At 37.1% G+C, this 21491-nt stretch carries 21 protein-coding genes; 15 read left to right on the forward strand and 6 right to left on the reverse strand.

Annotated elements, in window-relative coordinates:
- Nucleotides 1-228: 228 nt before the first annotated feature.
- Nucleotides 229-1614 (reverse strand): DHA2 family efflux MFS transporter permease subunit, encoded by a 1386-nt coding sequence (locus EKM66_RS00785; RefSeq protein ID WP_125760679.1) that lies wholly within the window; start codon nucleotides 1612-1614, stop codon nucleotides 229-231.
- A 396-nt stretch (nucleotides 1615-2010) separates the two neighbouring features.
- Between EKM66_RS00785 and EKM66_RS00790 the strand changes: the two genes are divergently transcribed.
- The 3 genes from EKM66_RS00790 to EKM66_RS00800 all read left to right on the forward strand — a co-directional run bounded on the left by EKM66_RS00790 (nucleotide 2011) and on the right by EKM66_RS00800 (nucleotide 5062).
- Nucleotides 2011-2472 (forward strand): hypothetical protein, encoded by a 462-nt coding sequence (locus tag EKM66_RS00790; RefSeq protein ID WP_125760681.1) that lies wholly within the window; start codon nucleotides 2011-2013, stop codon nucleotides 2470-2472.
- 82 nt (nucleotides 2473-2554) lie between these two features.
- Entirely contained in the window at nucleotides 2555-4705 is a 2151-nt protein-coding gene (locus EKM66_RS00795) for a hypothetical protein (protein WP_125760683.1), read from the forward strand.
- A 168-nt stretch (nucleotides 4706-4873) separates the two neighbouring features.
- Entirely contained in the window at nucleotides 4874-5062 is a 189-nt protein-coding gene (locus tag EKM66_RS00800; protein ID WP_125760685.1) for a hypothetical protein, read from the forward strand.
- A 50-nt stretch (nucleotides 5063-5112) separates the two neighbouring features.
- Here EKM66_RS00800 and clpP read toward each other — a convergent pair whose 3' ends face one another.
- From clpP to EKM66_RS00815, 3 genes are all read right to left on the reverse strand, one after another.
- Nucleotides 5113-5700 carry an ATP-dependent Clp endopeptidase proteolytic subunit ClpP gene (gene clpP, locus EKM66_RS00805; protein ID WP_125760687.1) on the reverse strand — a complete coding sequence of 196 codons (588 nt, stop codon included), beginning with the start codon at nucleotides 5698-5700 and terminating at the stop codon, nucleotides 5113-5115.
- Nucleotides 5701-5872: 172 nt separating this feature from the next.
- Nucleotides 5873-7006 (reverse strand): acyltransferase family protein, encoded by a 1134-nt coding sequence (locus EKM66_RS00810; RefSeq protein ID WP_125760689.1) that lies wholly within the window; start codon nucleotides 7004-7006, stop codon nucleotides 5873-5875.
- A gap of 86 nt (nucleotides 7007-7092) precedes the next feature.
- Nucleotides 7093-7968, reverse strand: a complete 876-nt coding sequence (locus EKM66_RS00815; protein WP_125760691.1) for a LysR family transcriptional regulator — start codon at nucleotides 7966-7968, stop codon at nucleotides 7093-7095.
- Nucleotides 7969-8095: 127 nt separating this feature from the next.
- Between EKM66_RS00815 and EKM66_RS00820 the strand changes: the two genes are divergently transcribed.
- The 7 genes from EKM66_RS00820 (at nucleotide 8096) to EKM66_RS00850 (ending at nucleotide 15250) form a co-directional block, all read left to right on the forward strand.
- Entirely contained in the window at nucleotides 8096-9004 is a 909-nt protein-coding gene (locus EKM66_RS00820; RefSeq protein ID WP_125760693.1) for an ACP S-malonyltransferase, read from the forward strand.
- Complete coding sequence (gene mdcA / locus EKM66_RS00825; protein WP_125760696.1) at nucleotides 8997-10637, forward strand: malonate decarboxylase subunit alpha; 1641 nt, start codon at nucleotides 8997-8999, stop codon at nucleotides 10635-10637. Before EKM66_RS00820 ends, mdcA begins: the two co-directional genes overlap by 8 nt.
- A gap of 1 nt (nucleotide 10638) precedes the next feature.
- Nucleotides 10639-11439 (forward strand): triphosphoribosyl-dephospho-CoA synthase, encoded by an 801-nt coding sequence (locus EKM66_RS00830; RefSeq protein WP_125760698.1) that lies wholly within the window; start codon nucleotides 10639-10641, stop codon nucleotides 11437-11439.
- The gene (locus EKM66_RS00835; protein WP_125760700.1) at nucleotides 11440-11739 is read left to right on the forward strand and encodes a malonate decarboxylase subunit delta; all 300 of its coding nucleotides are present in this window, start codon (nucleotides 11440-11442) and stop codon (nucleotides 11737-11739) included. It begins immediately after the preceding gene.
- Nucleotides 11729-13393 (forward strand): biotin-independent malonate decarboxylase subunit beta, encoded by a 1665-nt coding sequence (mdcD, locus tag EKM66_RS00840; protein ID WP_125760702.1) that lies wholly within the window; start codon nucleotides 11729-11731, stop codon nucleotides 13391-13393. Before EKM66_RS00835 ends, mdcD begins: the two co-directional genes overlap by 11 nt.
- Complete coding sequence (locus tag EKM66_RS00845) at nucleotides 13381-14025, forward strand: malonate decarboxylase holo-ACP synthase (RefSeq protein ID WP_125760704.1); 645 nt, start codon at nucleotides 13381-13383, stop codon at nucleotides 14023-14025. The genes mdcD and EKM66_RS00845 overlap by 13 nt, the downstream gene beginning before the upstream one ends.
- 433 nt (nucleotides 14026-14458) lie before the next feature.
- The gene (locus tag EKM66_RS00850) at nucleotides 14459-15250 is read left to right on the forward strand and encodes an alpha/beta fold hydrolase (RefSeq protein WP_125760706.1); all 792 of its coding nucleotides are present in this window, start codon (nucleotides 14459-14461) and stop codon (nucleotides 15248-15250) included.
- A 134-nt stretch (nucleotides 15251-15384) separates the two neighbouring features.
- Here the strand turns inward: EKM66_RS00850 and EKM66_RS00855 are convergent, their stop codons facing one another.
- Nucleotides 15385-16017, reverse strand: a complete 633-nt coding sequence (locus EKM66_RS00855; RefSeq protein WP_125760708.1) for a type II toxin-antitoxin system PemK/MazF family toxin — start codon at nucleotides 16015-16017, stop codon at nucleotides 15385-15387.
- Between the two features lie 624 nt (nucleotides 16018-16641).
- Between EKM66_RS00855 and trpD the strand changes: the two genes are divergently transcribed.
- Genes trpD through trpA form a run of 5 tightly spaced genes read left to right on the forward strand, consistent with a single transcriptional unit; the run spans nucleotide 16642 to nucleotide 20952 of the window.
- Complete coding sequence (trpD, locus tag EKM66_RS00860; RefSeq protein ID WP_125760710.1) at nucleotides 16642-17676, forward strand: anthranilate phosphoribosyltransferase; 1035 nt, start codon at nucleotides 16642-16644, stop codon at nucleotides 17674-17676.
- Entirely contained in the window at nucleotides 17673-18407 is a 735-nt protein-coding gene (gene trpC / locus EKM66_RS00865) for an indole-3-glycerol phosphate synthase TrpC (protein WP_125760712.1), read from the forward strand. The genes trpD and trpC overlap by 4 nt, the downstream gene beginning before the upstream one ends.
- A gap of 3 nt (nucleotides 18408-18410) precedes the next feature.
- Complete coding sequence (locus EKM66_RS00870; protein WP_125760714.1) at nucleotides 18411-18986, forward strand: phosphoribosylanthranilate isomerase; 576 nt, start codon at nucleotides 18411-18413, stop codon at nucleotides 18984-18986.
- A 12-nt stretch (nucleotides 18987-18998) separates the two neighbouring features.
- The gene (trpB, locus tag EKM66_RS00875; RefSeq protein WP_125760716.1) at nucleotides 18999-20207 is read left to right on the forward strand and encodes a tryptophan synthase subunit beta; all 1209 of its coding nucleotides are present in this window, start codon (nucleotides 18999-19001) and stop codon (nucleotides 20205-20207) included.
- Entirely contained in the window at nucleotides 20200-20952 is a 753-nt protein-coding gene (trpA, locus tag EKM66_RS00880) for a tryptophan synthase subunit alpha (RefSeq protein ID WP_125760718.1), read from the forward strand. Before trpB ends, trpA begins: the two co-directional genes overlap by 8 nt.
- A gap of 51 nt (nucleotides 20953-21003) precedes the next feature.
- On the opposite strand, the gene EKM66_RS00885 is transcribed toward trpA, so the two are convergent.
- Nucleotides 21004-21486 (reverse strand): PTS sugar transporter subunit IIA, encoded by a 483-nt coding sequence (locus EKM66_RS00885; RefSeq protein ID WP_125760720.1) that lies wholly within the window; start codon nucleotides 21484-21486, stop codon nucleotides 21004-21006.
- Nucleotides 21487-21491 lie beyond the last annotated feature (5 nt).

Here is a 21491-nt window from a genome sequence, read left to right on the forward strand (position 1 = left end):
ATTTTAAATTAACTGTAGATTATTTAAGAATTTAAAAATTAGCCGGAGATAAAAAAATGGGCCAGCTGTGATAGTGGTGTTAAGACGAGTGATTTCCTCGTTTTTACAGCACAGGACGATTTTTGAAATCCGTGATTTTTACGGAGTTCAAAAACGAGATTTAAGACGTTTTTCAGGCTTAAATCGGTCCCACAGCAGGCTCAATTTTTTATCGTAGGCGGAAAAAGGCTATCCCTTTTGATGATTCTTAATAAGCAATGCGAAAACAAAACCGATAATTGCCATTGCACAGAAGAATCCGAATACGTAATGGTATCCAACCAAACCTAAGTTAGCGGGTAAGCCGTGATTTTGATTGGCTGTAACTAGGATCAATGTTGCCAGTGAAACACCCAATGAACCTAATAGCTGACGAACGGTTGTAATTATGGCAGTTCCGTGTGGAATTAAGTTTTCGGGTAGTGAATTACCACCAAGTGTAGTTGCTGGCATCATAACGAAGGCATTTCCACCTTCAATCAGCATGGCAATTAGAATCATTGGTAATATTCCCAGTTTGGTATTTAATGCGAACAATAATACCCAACCGATAACGATCATCGACATACCAGAGATCAGAGTTTTCTTGAAACCAATTTTGTCAGCTAATTTACCAGTTAGTGGGTTAAGAATACTTAAGAGAATAGCTGGTGGAACTAGTGCTAAACCTGACACTAGGACTGATGTGTGTAAGATGTTTTGATAATATAGCGGATAAATAATTGTGACAACGATCAATGAGATGTATGAGAAACCAGTCAATAGAACCGATAGATCAAAGTTGAAATTACTCATAACTTTGAGGTCTAGTAGTGGTTCTTCCTTGGTCAATTGTCGGTGAATAAACAATCCTGATAGTATCAAACTGATTACTAATAAAATAATCAAATTGGTGGAAAGACTGTGTTGACTACCAGCCTGATTGACAACATATAGCAATCCGATGATTCCTAGTAAGTACACGATCGATAGTGAATCTAGTTTGACCATGTGTCGAGGCATAACGTCTTTGATATAAATTAGTCCAGTAATGAAAATGACTATCATTATTAGTAGAAAGATGACGAACAAGCCTTGCCATTGCAAGAAATTCAAAACTATACCTGAAATGATTGGACCAGATGCTAAGGCGGAACCCATGACTAACCCGGCGAATCCCATGGTAGTGCCACGTTGTGATTCAGGTGTGATAGTCATAAGAACCGATTGAAACGATGGGAAGAGAATTCCTACTCCGATGGCTTCGAGTGCTCGACCAAACATTGCCATGGCGAAGTTCTGGGCAATGATGATGATAAATGTCCCAATGGCGAATATTCCTACGACGCTCAAAAATATCTTCTTGAATGAAATATTATTTAAAAGCCAAGGACTGATTGGCATCATGATACTCATGATCAACATGAAGCCAGTCGTTAACCATTGAATAGTTGGTGCAGTTACGCCGAAGAACTTCATTAATGTCGGGTAGGCAGTTGATAGAGACGACTGACTGATCGACATCGTGAATGTTCCTGATAACAGCGTGATGATGAATAATTTACGTTTTAGTGCGTTATTAATTGTGTTATCCATATATTTAACCTCCAAAGATTAGAATAGACTTATTTGAAGTTTTCGTCTATGGACATTCAGTAGACTGATCAATGATAAATAAATATTATAAGTTTATATATATCGAATAATTATAGTAAAAGAACGTAGCATATACAATGTCATGGTATATTTATGCTATTTATATAAGAAAACAGTGACTTTCTTTTAATTAGGTGAGCAAAAAATAACTAAAAAAAGATAATACACACTTTTGACTTATGTGAGTATTACCTTTTTTATAGGTTTGAAAACTAAATAACATAGTATATAAAATATCATATATCGTAAAACTTTATTATAAAATATGGTTTATTCAATAATATGATAAATTGTATACTCATTTGTGAAGAAGATATTATATTTGGAGGTTAAATGATGAATAGGGGAAAAACAGCGAAACTAGGTTTAGTCACGCTATTTTCTACTTTAGCATTGGGTACGTTTGTTGTTCAAAATAATACTGAGGTGAACGCTGCACCTTTAGGAACTGAATTGCAATATTACTTGAATGACCCAACGCCAGAACCATCTAAGTTTTTGAATATTTGGGATTCTAATGGTTACGATCTACAACCAGTTACTTTCACACTTCATGGTGATACGAATAGTCCGACAGGAGTCATTAACGACAATCGTATCAAGGTCGAGTGGTATAAGAAAGCTCCAGGCAAAACAAAAACAGAATATTTAGGTAAGAGTAATAGCGTTTCATACACAACGGCTAATACAACTGCTTCAGATAATGGAACACAATATCAAGCAAAGATAACTCTTAAAGAAGGTTCTAAGAGTACGACTATAAAAACTAACTGGGCAACTCTTTACGCTAGTTATTAATTATATTTAAGAGATCATCGCATGTATATTGTGAATGGTCTCTTTTTATATTTTTTGTAACTTGTTGAGAAGGGAAAGCAAAATGAAATTTAATAATTTGTTTTTGAGTAGAATACTAATAATCGCTCTATTGTTAAGTAGTTTCATTCAGCCAATTACCGCAGAAGCAGCCACTTTTGGATCACCAATTGCGATTGACAAAGGAACTAATGAACAAACCACTTCATCTTTGACACCTAATGCAGATGCCAAAAAAGCGTTGGCTATAACTGGGCAAGCTAATCAACAGCTAACAGCAGACGTTGTTACACAGTTCAGTTCACCACTAAATAAAACAACCGATACTAATCAGACGCCTCTATTGAATTCATTGATTTCTCCGTTGAGTATATACAATAAAGTCACAACTGGAGATGTGAATGTTAACGGCTATTATATAGAAGTAAATGTCGGATATTTGTTCAGTACAATCAAAAATGATATAAACGTTGCTAACACTGCAACTGTGTCCTTAAAAAGTATTAATCATAATGCTCCAGGAACGGTAAATACCTGGACAATTAAAAGAGGTGCAGACAGTCCAGCATCATCGACAAAGATCGGTAAGACGGCCACAATTACAGGATTTGGAGATTCAATTACCATGAGTTCTGATAAAACAGCAACTTTAGTGGGATCTCATACAGATGTAAGAGGTACTAACGTGGGTTTAACGTCAAGTGGGTATATGCAAATTACGGCTCAAATAACCAATAACATGCCGGCAAGTCTAATGCTGTCACTTGGTGGAGTTGTGGATATACCTGATTATATTCAGCATGCTGATGAGAATACTTTGATGCATTTTAATATCGATCCGGATATTTTTGATGAAGTATATGAATCCATGAAAGCATATTCTCCCACCGATTTGAAAAACTTCCAAATTACTGGTTTGAAGCTTCATTGGAAGAGAGATTATCGTTTGAAGGGAAATGCCGAAACAAAGCCAACGGCTATATCAGATGATGTAACGGATGTGTTGAACGGCTATGATTCTTCTGATTTAAATACCGAGTATTTGTTTTATAAACAGCTTGATCAGAATAGTCCCATAGAATATCCATACATGAATGGTGTCTATGCAGAATTAATATTGGATTATACTTATAAATCCGGACTTTTATTTCCTACTACTAAGACTGGCCAACTTGTGACTAATTTTGGTGGAGATGTCGTTGAACCATCAGTAACACCAACAACACCGGAACAGTTACCGGAAGTTAAGCTAGATAACGAGATTCATAACTTAACTAACACCGATAGCGATTCTCAAGACTCGGATAACAAATATTTGGCTGTTAAAAATGTTAAAAAGGATGATTCGATTCAATATACTGCCAAATTGAATTTAACTTATGACAACACCGGAGAGAATACGGGAACTATTTCAAAAGGTATCTATACAGTTCCCATCCCCAAAGTAATGGATATTGATGCTGATAGCTTCAAATTTACAGATGATGATGGAGTTGTCAGTGCAATTAATTCAAGCAATGTAAGTGTAGCTGAGGATCCAGATGACAGTACTAAACAATTATTGACTGTAAATAATGTCAATCTTGATCCGCAAGGAATCGATGATACGAATTTCAAGCTTGTTTTTAATGGAACAGTAACAGATGATAACCAGAGTGACTTTACCTTTACACCAACATTTAAGGGTGTAGGTGGATATGAAAATGGTAATTCTAGTAATCCACTATATGTGAATGCTGATGGTAAAGAGCAACTGATCAATTTCAACAATACGGTTGAACCTGGTGGTGGAATTACATTGATACCTGTGGATATAGACTTTGGTGCGATTAATTCATTTGTTCATAAGGATGTCATTAAACATAGAGTTAATAATGGTGATTCAACGGCATTGTCAGTTCAGGATGATAGAAGTGATTCTGACAAGGGTAGTCAGACAGTTTCCGTTAAACAAAGAAGTAATCTTTCTAGCGGTAATGTAGAATTTCCAGGCGAACTCAGATTCTATGATCCTGATGATAAAGATAATAATTTTACGCCACTGGTAACTGGAAGTTATGTTCCAATTTATGTTTCTAAAGACGGAGAAACAATATCATCCATTTCGTGGACAGATGATAAAGGGCTATTGCTGCACATAAAAGGTGCTAATTCCGCAGTTCCATCTGGAAAATATTCAACGACATTGGATTGGACCATAAGTGACACGATATAAATATAACCAAAGTGAATTAACTAGAAAATGATATTCAAAAAATACACACATATTATTCTATAAATTATCGTATTTTGTAAAAGATAATTATAATATATGAAAAGTTTATTTAGTGATTTTTGGTATAATAGCTGGTGGAGAATTATCAAACGCAGGGGAGATAGTATTATGGTATTAACTGACGCACAGAGACGCGCCAACGAGAAATGGCACAGAAATAATCGTACGCGCGCAAATTATATTGCAATGAGGTCATCTGCTAGGAGTTTTATTCGAAATAAGTCCACTTTGTCTGACTTAGAAGAGCTGGAATTGATTATTAAGAACCGTAAAATTGAATTAAATTCTGAGAAGTAAAAAAATAAGGCTTAATCGCAATTGCGATTAAGCCTTATTAAGTAAAATCATTATTTTGATGGATTATTTGTCATAATTTCATCAATCAAACCATAGTCTTTAGCTTCTTGAGCTGTCATGTAGTTATCACGATCAGTATCTTTTTGAAGCTTTTCGAATGTTTGACCAGAGTTATCAGCCAAGATGTGGTTCAATCTCTTTCTTGTCTTCAAGATCTCTTGGGCAGCAATTTCAATTTCAGTTTGTTGACCTTGTGCACCACCTAATGGTTGGTGAATAAGAACAGTTGAATTTGGAAGAGCAAAACGTTTGCCCTTTGTACCTGATGACAAGATAACACTTCCCATTGAAGCAGCCAATCCAGTTGCGATTGTTTGAACATCAGATTTAACAAAGTTCATTGTATCAACGATAGCTAATCCGTCGGTAACTGAACCACCGGGTGAGTTGATATACATTGAAATGTCCTTCTCTGAGTCTTGAGCATCAAGGAATAGTAATTCAGCGATAACTGTATTAGCCATTTGGCTGTTAACTTCACCTGATAACATAATAATTCTATCTTTTAGTAATCTTGAATAAATATCATAGGCACGTTCGCCACGTGAGCTTTGTTCAATAACTGTAGGAACTAACATAAACTGCCTCCTAATTAATTAGCACTTGTTATTTTTTAGCACTCTTAATAGTACAGTGCTAATTTAGCATACAATCCGTATCGGGTCAACAAACAAACCTCGAAATATAAAAATAAATAAGATTTGTACGATAACTTTTTTCATTATCGCACAAATCTTATTTTTTTAATCCTTATTTGACTTGTTCAGATACTTCTTTGGAATTCTTAGAAGCGAAGCCTGACTTAACACGTGACCAGATAATGTGGAATGTGTAAGCAGATGTGAATGCTAAACACCATGTGATCAAGTAACAAACGATAATGGCGATGATTGGATGATCTAATGCCATATTGTGGCCGAAGATTCTCCAGATAATTTGGAACCAGAATACGTTTGATAAGTAGGCACGGTATGCATAGACGGCTAAAAAGTGGAATACAGGCAAGGCCTTAGAGTTATTACGTAAATGATATATCGACAACGCTGCCACTAGACTAATTACTAATAGTGCATATAGAGTCATTGATGGCTTGTAATAAGGGGCATTAGTTAATTGAACAGGGAATCCATAAGCTGTAAGTTCACTGTTAGTCCAATAATAGACGGCAATGATTGCTACAACTAGGAAAATCCAAGTTTTTCTGATAAATGTTTCGAATTGTTCACGGTATACCCAGGCGATAACACCGAATATCCCATAAATAACGAAACTAACAAATAGTCTATCTAACAGGTACCAGTTGGTAGCCTGTGGTCCGTGGAACACGTTAATATCGTAGAAGAATATCCAGGCTGCATATCCGACAATTGTCAAAGCAATTGCCCAGATAGCATTAGTAGTACTTTTCTTGACCCAATGTCCGAGTGCCCAGAAGAATGGCATTAAAATGATAAATTGAAGCATCATGGTGTTATACCACAAGTGCGGTGCGGCATTACCATTTACAAAGTGCCATAAGAAACTACCGACACCGTTGTATTGATTGCCCTGTTGAACATCTGGAAATATCAATAAATATGCCAATGTCCACCAAATGGTAGGTACAAAAAGAGCAGACCATTGCTTCTTCATATATCCACCATAGTTATTCCAGCTGTTGTCGCCAGTAGTTCTGGTAGTTGTGTATAAAATACCAAAAATAAAGGCTGGTGCTGTGAACTTAACTAGATTATAGACGATCCCAATAAATGTTTGGGCATTGTCTGGTGGATTGGTGCCTAAAACGACACCAAGAACGGTCTGCATCATAACGGCAGTACAAGCGAAGACTTTCATATAGTCCCCGATATCAGCGGGTCTTGTATTGTCTAATCTTGAATTCATTAGTCATTTCCCCTTTTGTTTGATTGTGAGATCAACAAAAGGACTTCTTAGGAGCTAATATAATCGCTTTCAAAATAAATTGCAACTTAAATTTTTAGTTCAGAGCGTTGGAAACTCAAAAATAATTTGATTAATTCATTACTGATTTCTCGTTGAATATCAGTCAAATTGCTAGATGGTGAACATAGAAAAATTGTTCTCTGTAGTGGTTCGGGGGTCAATCTAGCAAGTTGAACTTGTTCATCAATAGTTTGCAAAGTGACTGACGGAATAAAACTTAATCCGATACCAGCTTCGATGAGGCCACGGATAGTTGCCGGATCATCAGTCTCATACATGTAGTTCAATGATATTCCTCGCTCATTGAAGTAACGGTCAATAGTATTGCGTAGTGGATTATTTTTAGTCAGGCCAACGAATCTTTCGTTTTTAATTTCTTTTGGATTGATGAATTTCTTTGAGTATCCAAATTTTGAATTCCAGCCAACGAAGACCTCTTCTTTTAATACTGGAACATTAGTCAGGTCCTTTAGTGGATGGCTGGTAACGATGAAGTCGAATTGTTTGAAGTCAGCTTCTCGGACAGTATGCTGTGCCAAACTTAATCTAACGTTTGGGAACTTATCTTTGATATTTGTAACGATGCTGGGAATAAAAGGGGATGCGACTTCCATCAAGATGGAGATTGGCTGTTCAGAATTATCGACACCACCTTGAACAGCGTTCACGCCACGATCTAATTCTTTCAAACTATCATTAACATAGCTGAAGAATAATCTTCCAGCACGGTTTAACTTCAGAGTTCTACCAGTACGATCGAACAATTGAACCTGTAGTTCATCTTCTAGTTGTTTGATAGTCTTGCTGACAGCAGGCTGTGAAATATAGAGTATTTCGGCAGCCTTGGTAATACTCTCTTGGTTTGCAACGACGGCGAAGCACTTCAGTTGTGTTAAATTCATCCAAATATCCTCTATTCATAACTATTTGGTTATGTACCATTCATTTTATGTATTATACACGTTATGATTGCGCTTTTATACTTTGGGATGTGAGATCAGCAAATAAGGATGATCTGGAGGTGAATATATGCGTACTTTATGGATATTCCCAGGACAAGGTGGACAACGTCCTGGAATGTTGGATAACGTACCACAGGATTTAAAAACTAAAGTTAAAGATTTGACTGGAGTTCAGTTGACCGATGATGAAGAGGCCTACAAGGATTCTATACAAATTCAGTTAGGAATTTTGATTTTACAACTATATAACATCAGACAGTTACAAGGTATCGATGAGAAGCCTGATGTTGTTGCTGGACATTCCTTGGGAGTGTTTGGTGCTGCAGTTGCCGCTGGAGTCTTGACAGAAGAGGATGCAATTAAAATCGTCTTTCTTCGTTCAACTAAGATGAAAGAAGCCTATCCGGTTGGATTTGGCATGGGAGCAATCGTTGGATTGACTCGTAAAGAAGTAATCGCACTAGTTGAACAAGTCAATGCACCTGATGTTTATGTTTCAAATCAAAATTCAGAGTTGCAGACAGCATTGTCTGGTTCTCTGGATGGTATCAGAAAAGTTTTGGCTTTAGCAAAAGATAATGGTGCTCAAAAGGCACTTATCCTGGAAGTGCCTAATCCATCACATTCACCGTTGATGCAATCAGCTGCCGATGCTTTGCAAGAGGCATTCAAGACAGTCGAGTTGAAGCGTCCTAATTGTACTTATCTAACTAATTACAATGGCCATGCCGTTCATACAGTGGATGAGGTCAAAAAAGACATGATCAACAATCTGATTTATCCAGTTTATTGGGACACGATGATGAGTGTTGCTAGTGAACTAGGAATTGACACAACGGTCGAAGTGATGCCAGGACATGCATTCACCAAGTTGATTCATACTAAGTTGCCTGATCTGAGAAACATTACCATGAGTGAAATGGGAATTGATGATACTGAATTTCTATTAAAAAAATGGAGGAAAATAAATGACTAAAAGAAGTTGGACTACACATCGTGATGCAAAAAACGCTAAGTTAGAAAAAGTTGCACCAATGATGGATGGTAAGTTTGTAAAAACTGAAAACGCTAAGGAATTGTTGGAGGACTTAATTGCCCCTGGCGACAAAGTTGTATTGGAAGGAGATAACCAAAAGCAAGCTAGTTTCTTGTCAAAGGTATTAGCTTCAGTTGATCCTGAAAAAGTTCATGACCTACATATGATCATGTCATCTGTTTCAAGACCAGAACATTTGGATATCTTCGAAACAGGTATTGCTAGCAAGTTGGACTTTTCATTTGCTGGACCACAAAGTACTCGTATCTCACAAATGATTGCTGATGGAACAATGAATGTTGGTGATATTCATACATATCTTGAATTATATGCACGTCTATACGTTGACTTGATTCCTAATGTTGTCTTAGTTGCTGCTGATAAAGTTGACCGTGATGGTAACTTATACACCGGTGCTAATACAGAAGAGACACCTGTTATCGTTGAATCAGCTGCCTTCAAAGATGGTATTGTTATCGTTCAATCTAACCAAATTGTTGATAAAGTTCCACGTGTAGATATCCCTGGTGACTGGGTCGATGTTGTTGTTCAAGCTGATCAACCATATCAACTAGAACCATTATTCACGCGTGATCCTCAAAATATTACTGAGTTACAAGTTCTTATGGGTATGATGGCAATCCGTGGTATCTATGAGAAACATAATGTACAAACAGTTAACCATGGTGTTGGTTTCAATACTGCCGCTATTGAATTATTGCTACCTACATATGGTGAACAACTAGGTTTGAAGGGCAAGATCGTCCCTAACTGGGAAGTTAACCCTACACCTACATTGATTCCTGCTATTGAAAGTGGCTGGGTCAAGACTATTCACAGTTTCGGTGGTGAAGTTGGTATGGAGAACTATATCGCTCACCGTCCCGACATCTTCTTCGTTGGTAAAGATGGAACAATGAGATCAAACCGTGCCTTTGGTCAGATGGCTGGTCAATACGCACTTGATATGTTCGTTGGTTCAACTCTACAAATTGATAAGTATGGTAATTCTTCCACTGTTACAAATGGTCGTCTATCTGGATTCGGTGGTGCTCCTAACATGGGTAGTAACCCAACAGGTCGTCGTCACTCAACACCAGCATGGCAAAGTCTTCGTCCTGACAATGATCCACTAGGTAAAGGACAAAAACTAGTTGTTCAAATGGTTGAGACATTCGGTTCAAATAAGAAGCCAGTCTTCGTTGATCACTTGGATGCTGAAGAAGTTAGAAAAGAAGCTAAATTAGCTAATGTTCCTATCATGATATACTCAGAAGATACTACTCATATTGTTACTGAAGAGGGTATCGCATACTTGTACAAGACAGATAGCATGGCTGAAAGACAAGCTGCCATTGAAGCTATTGCCGGAGTTACACCAGTTGGATTGAGAAGTAATCCTAAGCAACTTGCTGACCTACGTGCACGTGGTATCGTCGCATTGCCAGAAGATATTGGTGTACACCGTAACGAAGCTAAACGTTCACTTCTTGCCGCACAAACAATGGATGATTTAGTAAGCTGGTCAGATGGACTATATAATCCACCAGCTAAGTTCAGAAGTTGGTCATAAAATGCAAATCAAAACATCTATTGCACAATCAGCAGTTGATGCTCTGAAGTGGGAGGTAAACTTTACTCCTAAGCCCGGATTAGTAGATGCATTATCCAACGGTTCACACGATGATATGGATTTGAATTTGTTCCTAAAGTCAGCTGATAGTTTACTATCAGGATTCCAACAGACGGCTGAAGCCAGTTTTGATCGAGATATCGATATTAGTTTACGTGAAGATATCGGTGCTATCGGCAGACAGACTGAAGCAGACATGTTCCAAGCAACTAATGGAGTTAATACTCACAAAGGTGCTATTTGGACGATGAGCTTGTTGATAAGTGCTGCAAGTGCATTGCAGACAAATGATATAGGACAAATATTACTATCGGCGCAGTCATTAGCTAATTTACCAGATAAATATGTTCCACAAACCGCTAAGAAGACTCATGGCATGGTAACGAAGAAAAAGTATGCTTTGTCAGGAGCACGTGGAGAAGCTCAGAATGGATTTCCTAATATTAGGAAAGTTTTGAGTTACACGAATGATGCAGATGATTTGTGGATGCGTCGTTTGATGTTGCTCTATAGCAACGTTAACGATACGAATATTGTTTATCGCAGTAATTTAAAAGTTCTACAAACATTACAAAAAATTTCAAGAGAGATACTTGAAAGCAACACGTCGGTTATTGAGAATTCCAAGTTTGTCGAGTTGGAAAAATTCGTCAGTGAATACCATATTTCACCGGGTGGTTGTGCAGATTTATTTGCAGCAAGTTATTTTTTAGACAATCTATCAAATGTAGGAGAAGAATAAATGGAAAAATTACATTATAAATTTGAAACTAAAAATCCTATCCAAAAGCCAGTTCATATTGGTGTAGTTGCTTCTGGTGACCTTGAAGTAATCTTTCGTCCAACAGATTCTGATGAAACTGTTGTAAGTATTGTTACTGGTAGTGATGGTTTTAAAGAAGTTTGGCAAAATGTTTTGGATCGTTTCTTTGCAAGATACCCAATCCAAGCAAATATTGAGATCAATGACTTCGGTTCAACACCCGGCGTTGTAAATCTTCGGTTAACTCAAGCAATGGAGGCATTAAAGGATGAAAAATAGTTTTGTTGAATTACATGCACGTGAACGTGCTGAGGCATTGCTTGACGATAATGCCCGTGAATTAGTTGGACCACTTGATAATATGATCTCACCACACTTGGAGCCACAAGGTATCGTCCCTGAAAGTGACGATGGTGTTGTTCTAATGCGTGGTACTATCAACGGTAAAAATGCTCTTGTTATTTCTATCGAAGGTAAATTCCAAGGCGGTGGTATTGGTGAAGTTAGTGGTGCCAAAATCGTTGCTGCATTGGAGAAGGCTCTAGAGGATAACAAAGCTGGAAAGACAATCTATCCAGTTATTGTTCTTGATACTGGTGGTGTTCGTCTACAAGAAGCTAACTACGGTTTGCTTTCAATTTCAGAAATTCATAATGCAGTTATTGCATTGAAGAAATATGTTCCAGTTATTGGTCTAGTTCCTGGACGTGTTGGTTCATTCGGTGGTATGTCAATTACTGCCTCAATTCTTTCATACTTAATTGCTACTAAGAAAGCCAGAATTGCTCTAAACGGACCAGAAGTTATTGAACAAGAAGCCGGCGTTCGTGAGTTCGATTCAAGTGATAAGGATTTGATCTGGAATACTTTAGGCACTAAGCAAAGATTAGCAACTGGACTTGTTGATGAAGTTGTCGATGATACAGTTGATGACATTAAAAAGTCAGTTTCAGATGCTATTGATGCTAAAAAAGATGCTCACAGAACCGAACATGTTGACTTCTACCTATCATTGTTAGACCAATTGGATCCTAGCAAGAAACTTGATATTGAAGGATATCGTAAGCTTTATCCAGAAGTTAAGGCTGAGAAGCATGTTATTGCTGATGCAGTTGAGGGAACTGAACCAGGTACAAAGAGCCGTGGTCGTCTATGGTTTGAAAAATTAACAGGTATCAAGAATGCAAAGAGTTCTGTATCTACAGTTTTGCACGCTGAAAAGGATGGTAAGGAATATGTTGCCATTGTCCCTGATGCTGATAACAAATTCCCACGTGTTCGTGATGGTGAAGTAGGTCTTGAAGAAGGATTTGCTGTTGCAAGTATCGTCAACAAAGTTGTTGCTGATGATGCTGACAAGGATGTAAAACGTCCAGTCATTATGGTTGTTGATGTACCTAGCCAAGCTTATGGTTATCAAGAAGAATTAATTGGTATCCACGTTGCCTTAGGTTCAAGTGCCGCTGCATACGCTAAGGCTCGTCAAGCTGGACACCCAGTTATTGCCTTCATTCCTGGTGATGCTGTCTCAGGTGGTTTCTTAGCACATGGTCTACAATCAAATAGACTAATTGCTTTGGATGATACATCGATTACTATCCAAGCTATGTCAAAAGCTAGTGCCGCACGTATCACACAACGTACAATTGCTGAACTTGAAGAAGCTACAAAGCATGTTCCAGCTATGGCTTACGATATCGACAATTACGAAAAACTTGGTGCTCTATACAAATTAGTTAAGGGTATCGGTTCTTATGAGGCTACTGACGAGAATGTGGCTAAGATCAATTCAATTATTGACGAGGCTATTCAGAGTACCGTTGGCAAACCAACAGACTTGCATTTCCGTTATGAAACACCTATTGCTGTTGAAAGTGGTCGTAAGGCTACAAATGCAATTCGTAAGGCTGTCTTTGAACAATGGAACGCATAGAATTTTTGCCACATAATTTGGTCAAAATCGATCCTGAGGAGTTTTTTAGTGATGAAAAAAAGCCGAAATGGGTAGTCGATAGTTTGGCCAAAGTACCATTAGTGATAATCCGTCGTGGAAATGTTGTTGATGGCAAAGTACCAGTAGGTGTCAGAGGTGTTAAGCGTGAACAAAGATTTGCTGGATATATTCCTACTACTGCAGTAGTAAGTGGCTCAGTAATCACGCCGCATGCTTTGATAAATAATTCTTGGGAAGATTTACCTGATGAAAGGCATGAGTTACCAGCAATTAAAGCATTGCCGAAGGTTGCGGAAATTCTGAAATCCTATAATTGGGGAATTAGTGGAAGTGTTGGATTCGAATTGGCTAGTGGACAAGCTACTGCCAAAATGAGTAGTGACTTGGATTTGATTTGGTATGAGAGTCAGCGATTATCTCGGATAGAGGCTGTTGATTTGTTGAAGAGACTGAATCAATTTGGAGTACATGCTGATTTTCAAGTGGTTCACGGTCAAAAGGGATTCTCACTTGAGGAATTCGCTAATAGTACTAGTGATACAATATTAATTAAAACTGCTATTGGACCTGAGTTGTCAAAGGATCCATGGGTAGAAATAGATAAGGATTAAAGAGATGTGACTTTGTTTTCATCTGTTTAGCTAGGGAACTCGCATTTTACGTGCGGGTTCTTTTGTTTTAGCGGTATGTTGTCGCTGCTGGCGTCAATTACTTTTCACCTCCGGCTAATGTGTGTTGTTTGAGTAGTATATGTATGGACTGCGTATTTATACGTAATTAATCAATCAAGTACCATATTTATTTTTAGAAACTACTTTAGCTGGAGGATGTAAATTATTTTATCAGCCGTGAAGGTGGCGTTATGACGGTGATTTCTCCGTCATTACACCACGGGACGATCTTTTAGATTTGTGGGTTGTGCAAAGCTAAAAGTCGAGATTTCAGACCGTTTCTCAGGCTGAGATCGGTCCCCACGGCAGATAAAATGATTTACAGCCGGAAGCGGCAATAGAAAATAAACTACATCATCTTTTTGGATAAACAATGAAGTTTTTAACTGATGATGAAATTGAATTGGATTATAACGTTTATGGAACTGGCAAGCCGGTGATTTTGATTGCAGGATTTGGTGGTTACCAAGAAATATGGTCATTGCAGGTGGACTATTTGGTTAAGATGAATTATCAAGTGATTACCTATGATCATCGAAATCACGGTGCTTCACAAAGAACTGATTTCGGCTTGACTATGGATAGATTAATTCTGGATTTGCATGAATTAATTGGATATTTGCATCTTGATTCGCCGTTGTTGATTGGACATTCGATGGGTGCCAGTGTTTGTTATGGTTATTTAGCCAAATATGACAATGTTGCTGCAATTATGGGTGTTGATCAGACGGGTAAAATGCTGAATGATTCTGAATGGAAGTATGGCTTCATGGATATTAATTCTGATAATTATCGTGATAAGACATCGAAACCAGCTGATGTCCATGAAACCTTACATGGTCTGGACTCACGTGTATTTTCTAAGTTGAATGAGGTTAAGAATAAGCATCCATTTGATCGAGTCACAAGTCTGCCGTTATTGTTCGACCATGTTATTAAGGATTGGCGTGAGGCAATTGAAAAAAGCAGTCATCCAGTAATGCTGATGGCTGCTAAAGAAAGTCCGTATTATAATTTTGAATTTGCCAAAGTTATTGCTGATTTGGGGGAAAATGTAACATCTGCCATTGTTGATAACTCTGGACATGACATTATGGCTGAAGTTCCGGATCAGTTTAATCAGTTGATGCGTCATTTTGTTTTGTCTAATCGACGATTTCAGTGATGAGAATAAAAAAGAGGAAACATCTCTACGAAGTTTCCTCGTGGCCTAGCCACTATGGTATAACAAATACTAAAGTGTTGAAAATTAATTCAACTGGTACCGAGTACCTATAAACAAATAGTAACATGAATACATTATTTTACAATGTTTTTGATTATCTTATTGGTTATTCGACTAATATTTTTGTCTGTTATTACAAAATTTTCAGATATAGAAAATTTTGAGTATTTAAATATTCTTGATTTATCAATAGATCTTATATTCATCGTATCGACATATGTTTCTTTATTGAAATTCCGAGTTATTTCCAATTGATTATTTAGAACAATGATTTGTTGTCTTACTTCGAAAGGATTATTGTTATTATTAATTAATATCTGATTAAGTTTTAAGAGTTCACTTTTGATTTTCTGCAGATTTTTTATTGCAATATTTTCGTTAAGCGGCAAATATCTTTTTTTATTGTGAGAAGTTAAAGGCAAAATAGTTATTATATGATCATACTGGGTATCATTTTTATTTATTACTACACAAAAATGTGGTCCTGACATTTCATCCCCAATATTTACACCCAGTTCTGCCATTATTACTGTTCCTTGTTTGTATTGATTAAATTTAACCTTTCGTCTATTTTGAAGTTCTTTATTTAGTTCATTTGTATAGAAATTTATCCAATTAGGTAATTTTTGTATTTTGAAATAATTTGAATTGGTATTATAAAGCTTTGAAAATTTTGTTAATATTTTTTCTTTGATTCTTAAATTCATTTTTTCACCGCAATCGTAATTTGATTTGTTATTGATATAAGTAAATTACGGATTAAATTTTTACCATAACGTAGAAATAAATTAATCAAATTAAAATAAATCCAATATAACTGTTGACAAACTCTCAAAACAGTCCTATTCTCTGTAACAACAAAACAAATTCGTCCATAAACCGATGAGATGGAGATCAAGACTATTGTGCATGCACAGAGAGTTACCGTTGCTGAGAGTGTAACCAAACGCAGATAGTTAAATGGACCATCGAGGGTTCTCTCGAATATTTGAATATTAGAATTAAACTAATATTTGGATTAGTACAGAGGAACGTTAGGCATACGTAAGTTGTCGGGAGGGTGTTTGCCCTTCGCTAAGAGTAATGGATTGTTAGTTGAATGTCTTTTTGTATACACTAGCAGTCTATTAAAATAAGGTGGCACCGCGGTAAATCCGTCCTTAAACTTAATAAGTTTATGGGCGGATTTTTTTGTATCTAGAATTAAAAAGGTCGTTAGATCTTTGCGATTCATTTAAAGAAATGGAGTAAACGCTATGATACAAAAACCTGGAAAGCGATGGTTTCACCAGTTTGATTTAGACAACAAAAATTAAATTGGAGGAATCATTATGCAAGAAAATACAAGAATCGAAAGTGCTATCAAAAAGGTTGTTAACGGAACAGATTTAACATTTGAGGAGACTAACCAAGTGATTGATGAAATTATGAGTGGTAAAACAACACCAGTTCAAATTTCAAGTTTTCTAACGGCTTTGTCTATTCGTAAAGAGACAGTTGAAGAAATAGCTGGAGCAGCTGATGCGATGCGAGCACACGCATTGGAATTCAAGGCTGATGAACCAGTCTTGGAAATTGTTGGAACTGGTGGCGATCATTCGAACTCATTCAATATTTCGACGACTACAGCATTAGTTGTTTCAGCGACAGGAATTCCGGTTGCTAAGCATGGCAATCGAGCTGCATCTTCTAAGAGCGGTGCTGCTGATGTTCTGGAAGCTTTGGGAGTTCAAATCAATGTTGATCCGAAACAAAGTGAGGCAGTCTTGAATGAAATTGGTATTTGTTTCTTGTTCGCACAGGAGTATCACAAGGCAATGAAGTATGTTGCTCCAGTCAGAAAAGAGTTAGGAATTAGAACTCTGTTCAATATTTTGGGACCATTAGCCAATCCAGCGCATGCCACATCACAAGTTCTGGGAGTGTATGACGAAGAATTAGTTGTACCAATGGCAGAGGTACTGAATCAATTAGGAGTTAAAAATGCAACAGTTGTTTATGGACAAGACGGATTCGATGAGGTTTCTGCGTCAGCTCCAACGACAATTGCTGAAGTTGTAGATGGCAAAGTTAATGAATATGAAATTACACCTGAACAATTTGGAATCAAACGTTGTAACAAACTAGATATTATCGGAGGAACACCTGAGGAAAATGCTCAAATTACTAGAGATATTTTGAATGGCAAAATTGATGCTAGAAGGGATGTTGTCTTGATGAATGCTGGGGTGGCAATCCATACTGCCAAGCCGGAATTATCGATTGCACAAGGGATAGAAATGGCTAGAAAAGCTATCAATGATGGATCAGCGCAACGTCAATTAGAGAAATTTATCGATCTAACGCAAGTTGGTATGGTCGCATGATTCTAGATGATTTAGTTGCGGCAACTGAAAAGAGAATTGCTAAAGAAAAGGATCATAATAATATTCAAACAATCATAAATAAGTTTTTGGAACCAAAAATGGGCTTCATTGGAGAAGTCAAGCATGCTTCGCCGTCAAAAGGCGTAATCGTTGAAAAGTTTCCTTACATGAAGATTGCCAAGGAGTATGAAACAGCCGGTGTAGATGCAATATCAGTTTTAACTGAACCTGATTATTTTCAAGGTAAATTACAATACCTAGAAGATATATCGAATGAAGTTGATGTACCAGTATTGAGAAAAGATTTTGTAATAGATCCATATATGATTTACCAAGCTAAATTTGCTGGAGCAAAGGTTATTTTGTTAATAGTGGCGATACTGACATCGAACCAATTGAAGGAGTTCCAACGATTAGCTGATGAACTGGATTTGGCAGCAATCGTTGAAGTACATTCTGAACAAGAATTGCAAACTGCATTAAATGCTGGAGCGAGGATCATTGGGGTTAATAATCGAAATCTCAAAGACTTCACAGTTGATTTGAATAATAGTTTGAGATTAAGACCATTAGTACCTTCTGGAATGCCGTTTATCGCTGAAAGTGGAATAAAGACTATTGAAGATATTAGGTTATTGAAGTCATCTGGTGTAAATGAGGTATTAATTGGTGAGACTTTTATGAAGGCAAAAGACAGAGTGGCAATTATTAATAAATTCAAAGAAGCATAGTATATGACAAAAATTAAGATATGCGGATTGATGACCGTTGAAGATATTGATGCTGTGAATCAAGCACAGCCAGATTTGGCAGGATTTATCTTCGCTGGTGGGAGACATCACGTAAATTTGGAACAAGCAATTAAATTAAGACAAAGGCTGGATTCACAGATTCAAAGTGTCGGAGTTTTTGTGAATGCAACAATTGAAGAAATACTAAAAGTAGTCGATAGTGGAGCAATTTCAGTCGTTCAATTACATGGGGATGAGTCAGAAGACATGGTCCATGTGTTACAAAATCTTGGCATTGAAGTTATTCAGGTTTTTAAATTACCAACAAAAAGGATTTTGAAGACTAGTGCAGATTACTTAATGGTAGATAGTGGATCAGGTGATGGTGAAGCTTTGAATTGGAACCAACTAAAAATCGCACCAGATATTTTGGCTGGAGCAATTGATATTAATAATGTTTATGAAGCAATTAATATAGTAAAACCTAAAATAATCGATGTTTCTCGTGGAGTTGAAGTTAACGGCAAAAAAGATTGTGACAAAATAAAACAAATTGTGAATGCAGTACATGCAAGTTAAGGGGTGCTTAATATGAAAGAAATGCAAAGAACAGATACAAAGTCACATTACTATGGTGAATTCGGTGGACAATTTATTCCGGAAACCTTAATGACAGCCTTGAATGAGGTATCAGATGCTTATGACAAATACAAAGATGATCCTGACTTCTTAGATGAGTTGCATACATTATTAAGTGATTATGCTAATAGACCTTCACTTCTATATTATGCGAAGAACATGACTGAGGATCTAGGCGGTGCCAAAATTTACTTTAAACGTGAGGACCTAAACCATACAGGTGCGCATAAAATCAACAATGTTATTGGGCAAGCGTTGATCGCCAAGCGTATGGGCAAAACTAGGTTGATTGCTGAAACTGGTGCTGGTCAGCATGGTGTTGCTACAGCTACAATTGCTGCACTTTTCGGTATGGAATGTGAAATCTATATGGGAAAGATGGATACTGACCGACAAAAATTGAATGTTTATCGTATGGAATTATTAGGTGCCAAAGTTCACCCGGTAACAACTGGGTCGATGGTTCTCAAAGACGCAGTGAATGCCGCCTTGCAAGCATGGACAAAACGTGTTGATGACACATTTTATGTTATGGGTTCAGCTGTTGGTCCATATCCATTTCCAGAGATGGTACATGATTTTCAAAGTGTGATCAGTAAAGAATCTAAGCAACAGATATTAGAAGAAGAGGGACGTTTGCCAGATGCTGTAGTTGCCTGTGTCGGAGGTGGAAGTAATGCCATTGGTAGTTTTGCACAATATATTGATGATGAGAACGTTCAATTGATCGGTTGTGAAGCTGCTGGAAAAGGTGTGGATACTGATCAGACCGCAGCAACGATTGAACGTGGAACAACCGGAATATTTCATGGGATGAAGTCACTGTTTTTGCAGGACAAGGATGGTCAAATTGATAAGGTTTATTCGATTTCAGCTGGACTTGATTATCCGGGAGTTGGACCAGAACATGCACATTTGGCAATTACCAAACGAGCTAAGTATGTTGGTATTACTGATGATGAAGCAGTTGATGCCTTTGAATATATTGCTAAGACAGAGGGGATTATTGCTGCAATTGAAAGTTGCCATGCAGTAGCCTATGTTCAAAAACTAGCTCCAACAATGTCAAAGGATAAGATTATTATTTGTACATTATCAGGACGTGGTGACAAGGATGTCGCTTCGATTGCTAAGTACAGGGGGAGAGATATTGATGAATAAATTAGAAGAAGTATTTCATAATAAAAAGGCATTCATCCCATTCGTAGTGGCTGATGATCCGAATTTTGATGCTACGGTTCAAAACGTTCTTACTTTAGCTAATAATGGCGCAGATATTATTGAACTTGGTATTCCATTCTCTGATCCGGTTGCTGATGGACCGATTATTCAAGCAGCGGATTTGCGTGCATTTGATGCAGGGGTCAATACAGAGGTAGTATTTGATATTGTAGCCAAAATACGAGAATCAACCACGATACCGATTATCTTTCTTACCTATACTAATATTGTTTATAAATATGGTTATGAAGAATTCTGTCATAAATGTCATGAATTAGATATCAGTGGATTGGTAATTCCTGACTTACCATTCGAAGAGCAAGGCGAGTTAAAAGAGTTTACTGAGCAATATGGTATTTCACTAATTCAATTAATTGCACCTACTTCAGGTAAACGTATCTCTATGATTGCATCACAGGCTGAAGGGTTCATTTATATGGTTTCTTCAATGGGAGTTACTGGTAAACGTGAAGATTTCTCTAGCGAACTAGGAAGTACTATAGAAGAAATAAGAAAGACGACCGATGTTCCAATAGCAATTGGATTTGGCATTCACTCAGCTCAGCAAGCAAGAGATCTGTCAGAATTAGCTGATGGAATAATTATTGGTAGTGCTGTTGTTGAGATTGTTGATAAAAGCAAAGATTTAGCACAGTATTCAAAGGAAATAAGTCAGGCAATTTAAATAGTATAGAAAAAAGTCCACCTCGTATGAGATGGACTTTTTCTACTCAGATTAATTTAATGTGATCTTTGCAACAACTTCTGAATTATTAATGTTACCTGAAGCAATATCTAATTCTTTAACTTTTACAGATGAATTTGTTATAAGCGTCATAACAACTGGGTCTTTATCAGCGGATTTTATTTCTTCGATATTCATTGTTGCTAACGGTTGACCAGCCTTAATGGAATCTCCATCGTTTACTGAAATTGTAAATGGAGAACCATCTAGTTCAACTGTGTCTATACCGAGATGAAGAACAATCTCTAATCCATTTTTTGCTTTTATTCCAAGTGCATGTTTCGTATCAGCGACCATTCCAACTATTCCATCAACTGGACTAACAATTTGACTATCATTGGGGATGATTGCAATACCTTCACCCATCATTTTTTGAGCAAAGACTTCATCACTGACTGTTTCTAAAGGAATTATTTTGCCAGAAATAGGTGCCTCGATATTAAGCTTTTTAGCGGATTTGAATAAATTGATCATTATGA

Origin of the sequence: Companilactobacillus hulinensis (genome assembly GCF_003946555.1) — a bacterium.
GTDB lineage: Bacteria > Bacillota > Bacilli > Lactobacillales > Lactobacillaceae > Companilactobacillus > Companilactobacillus hulinensis.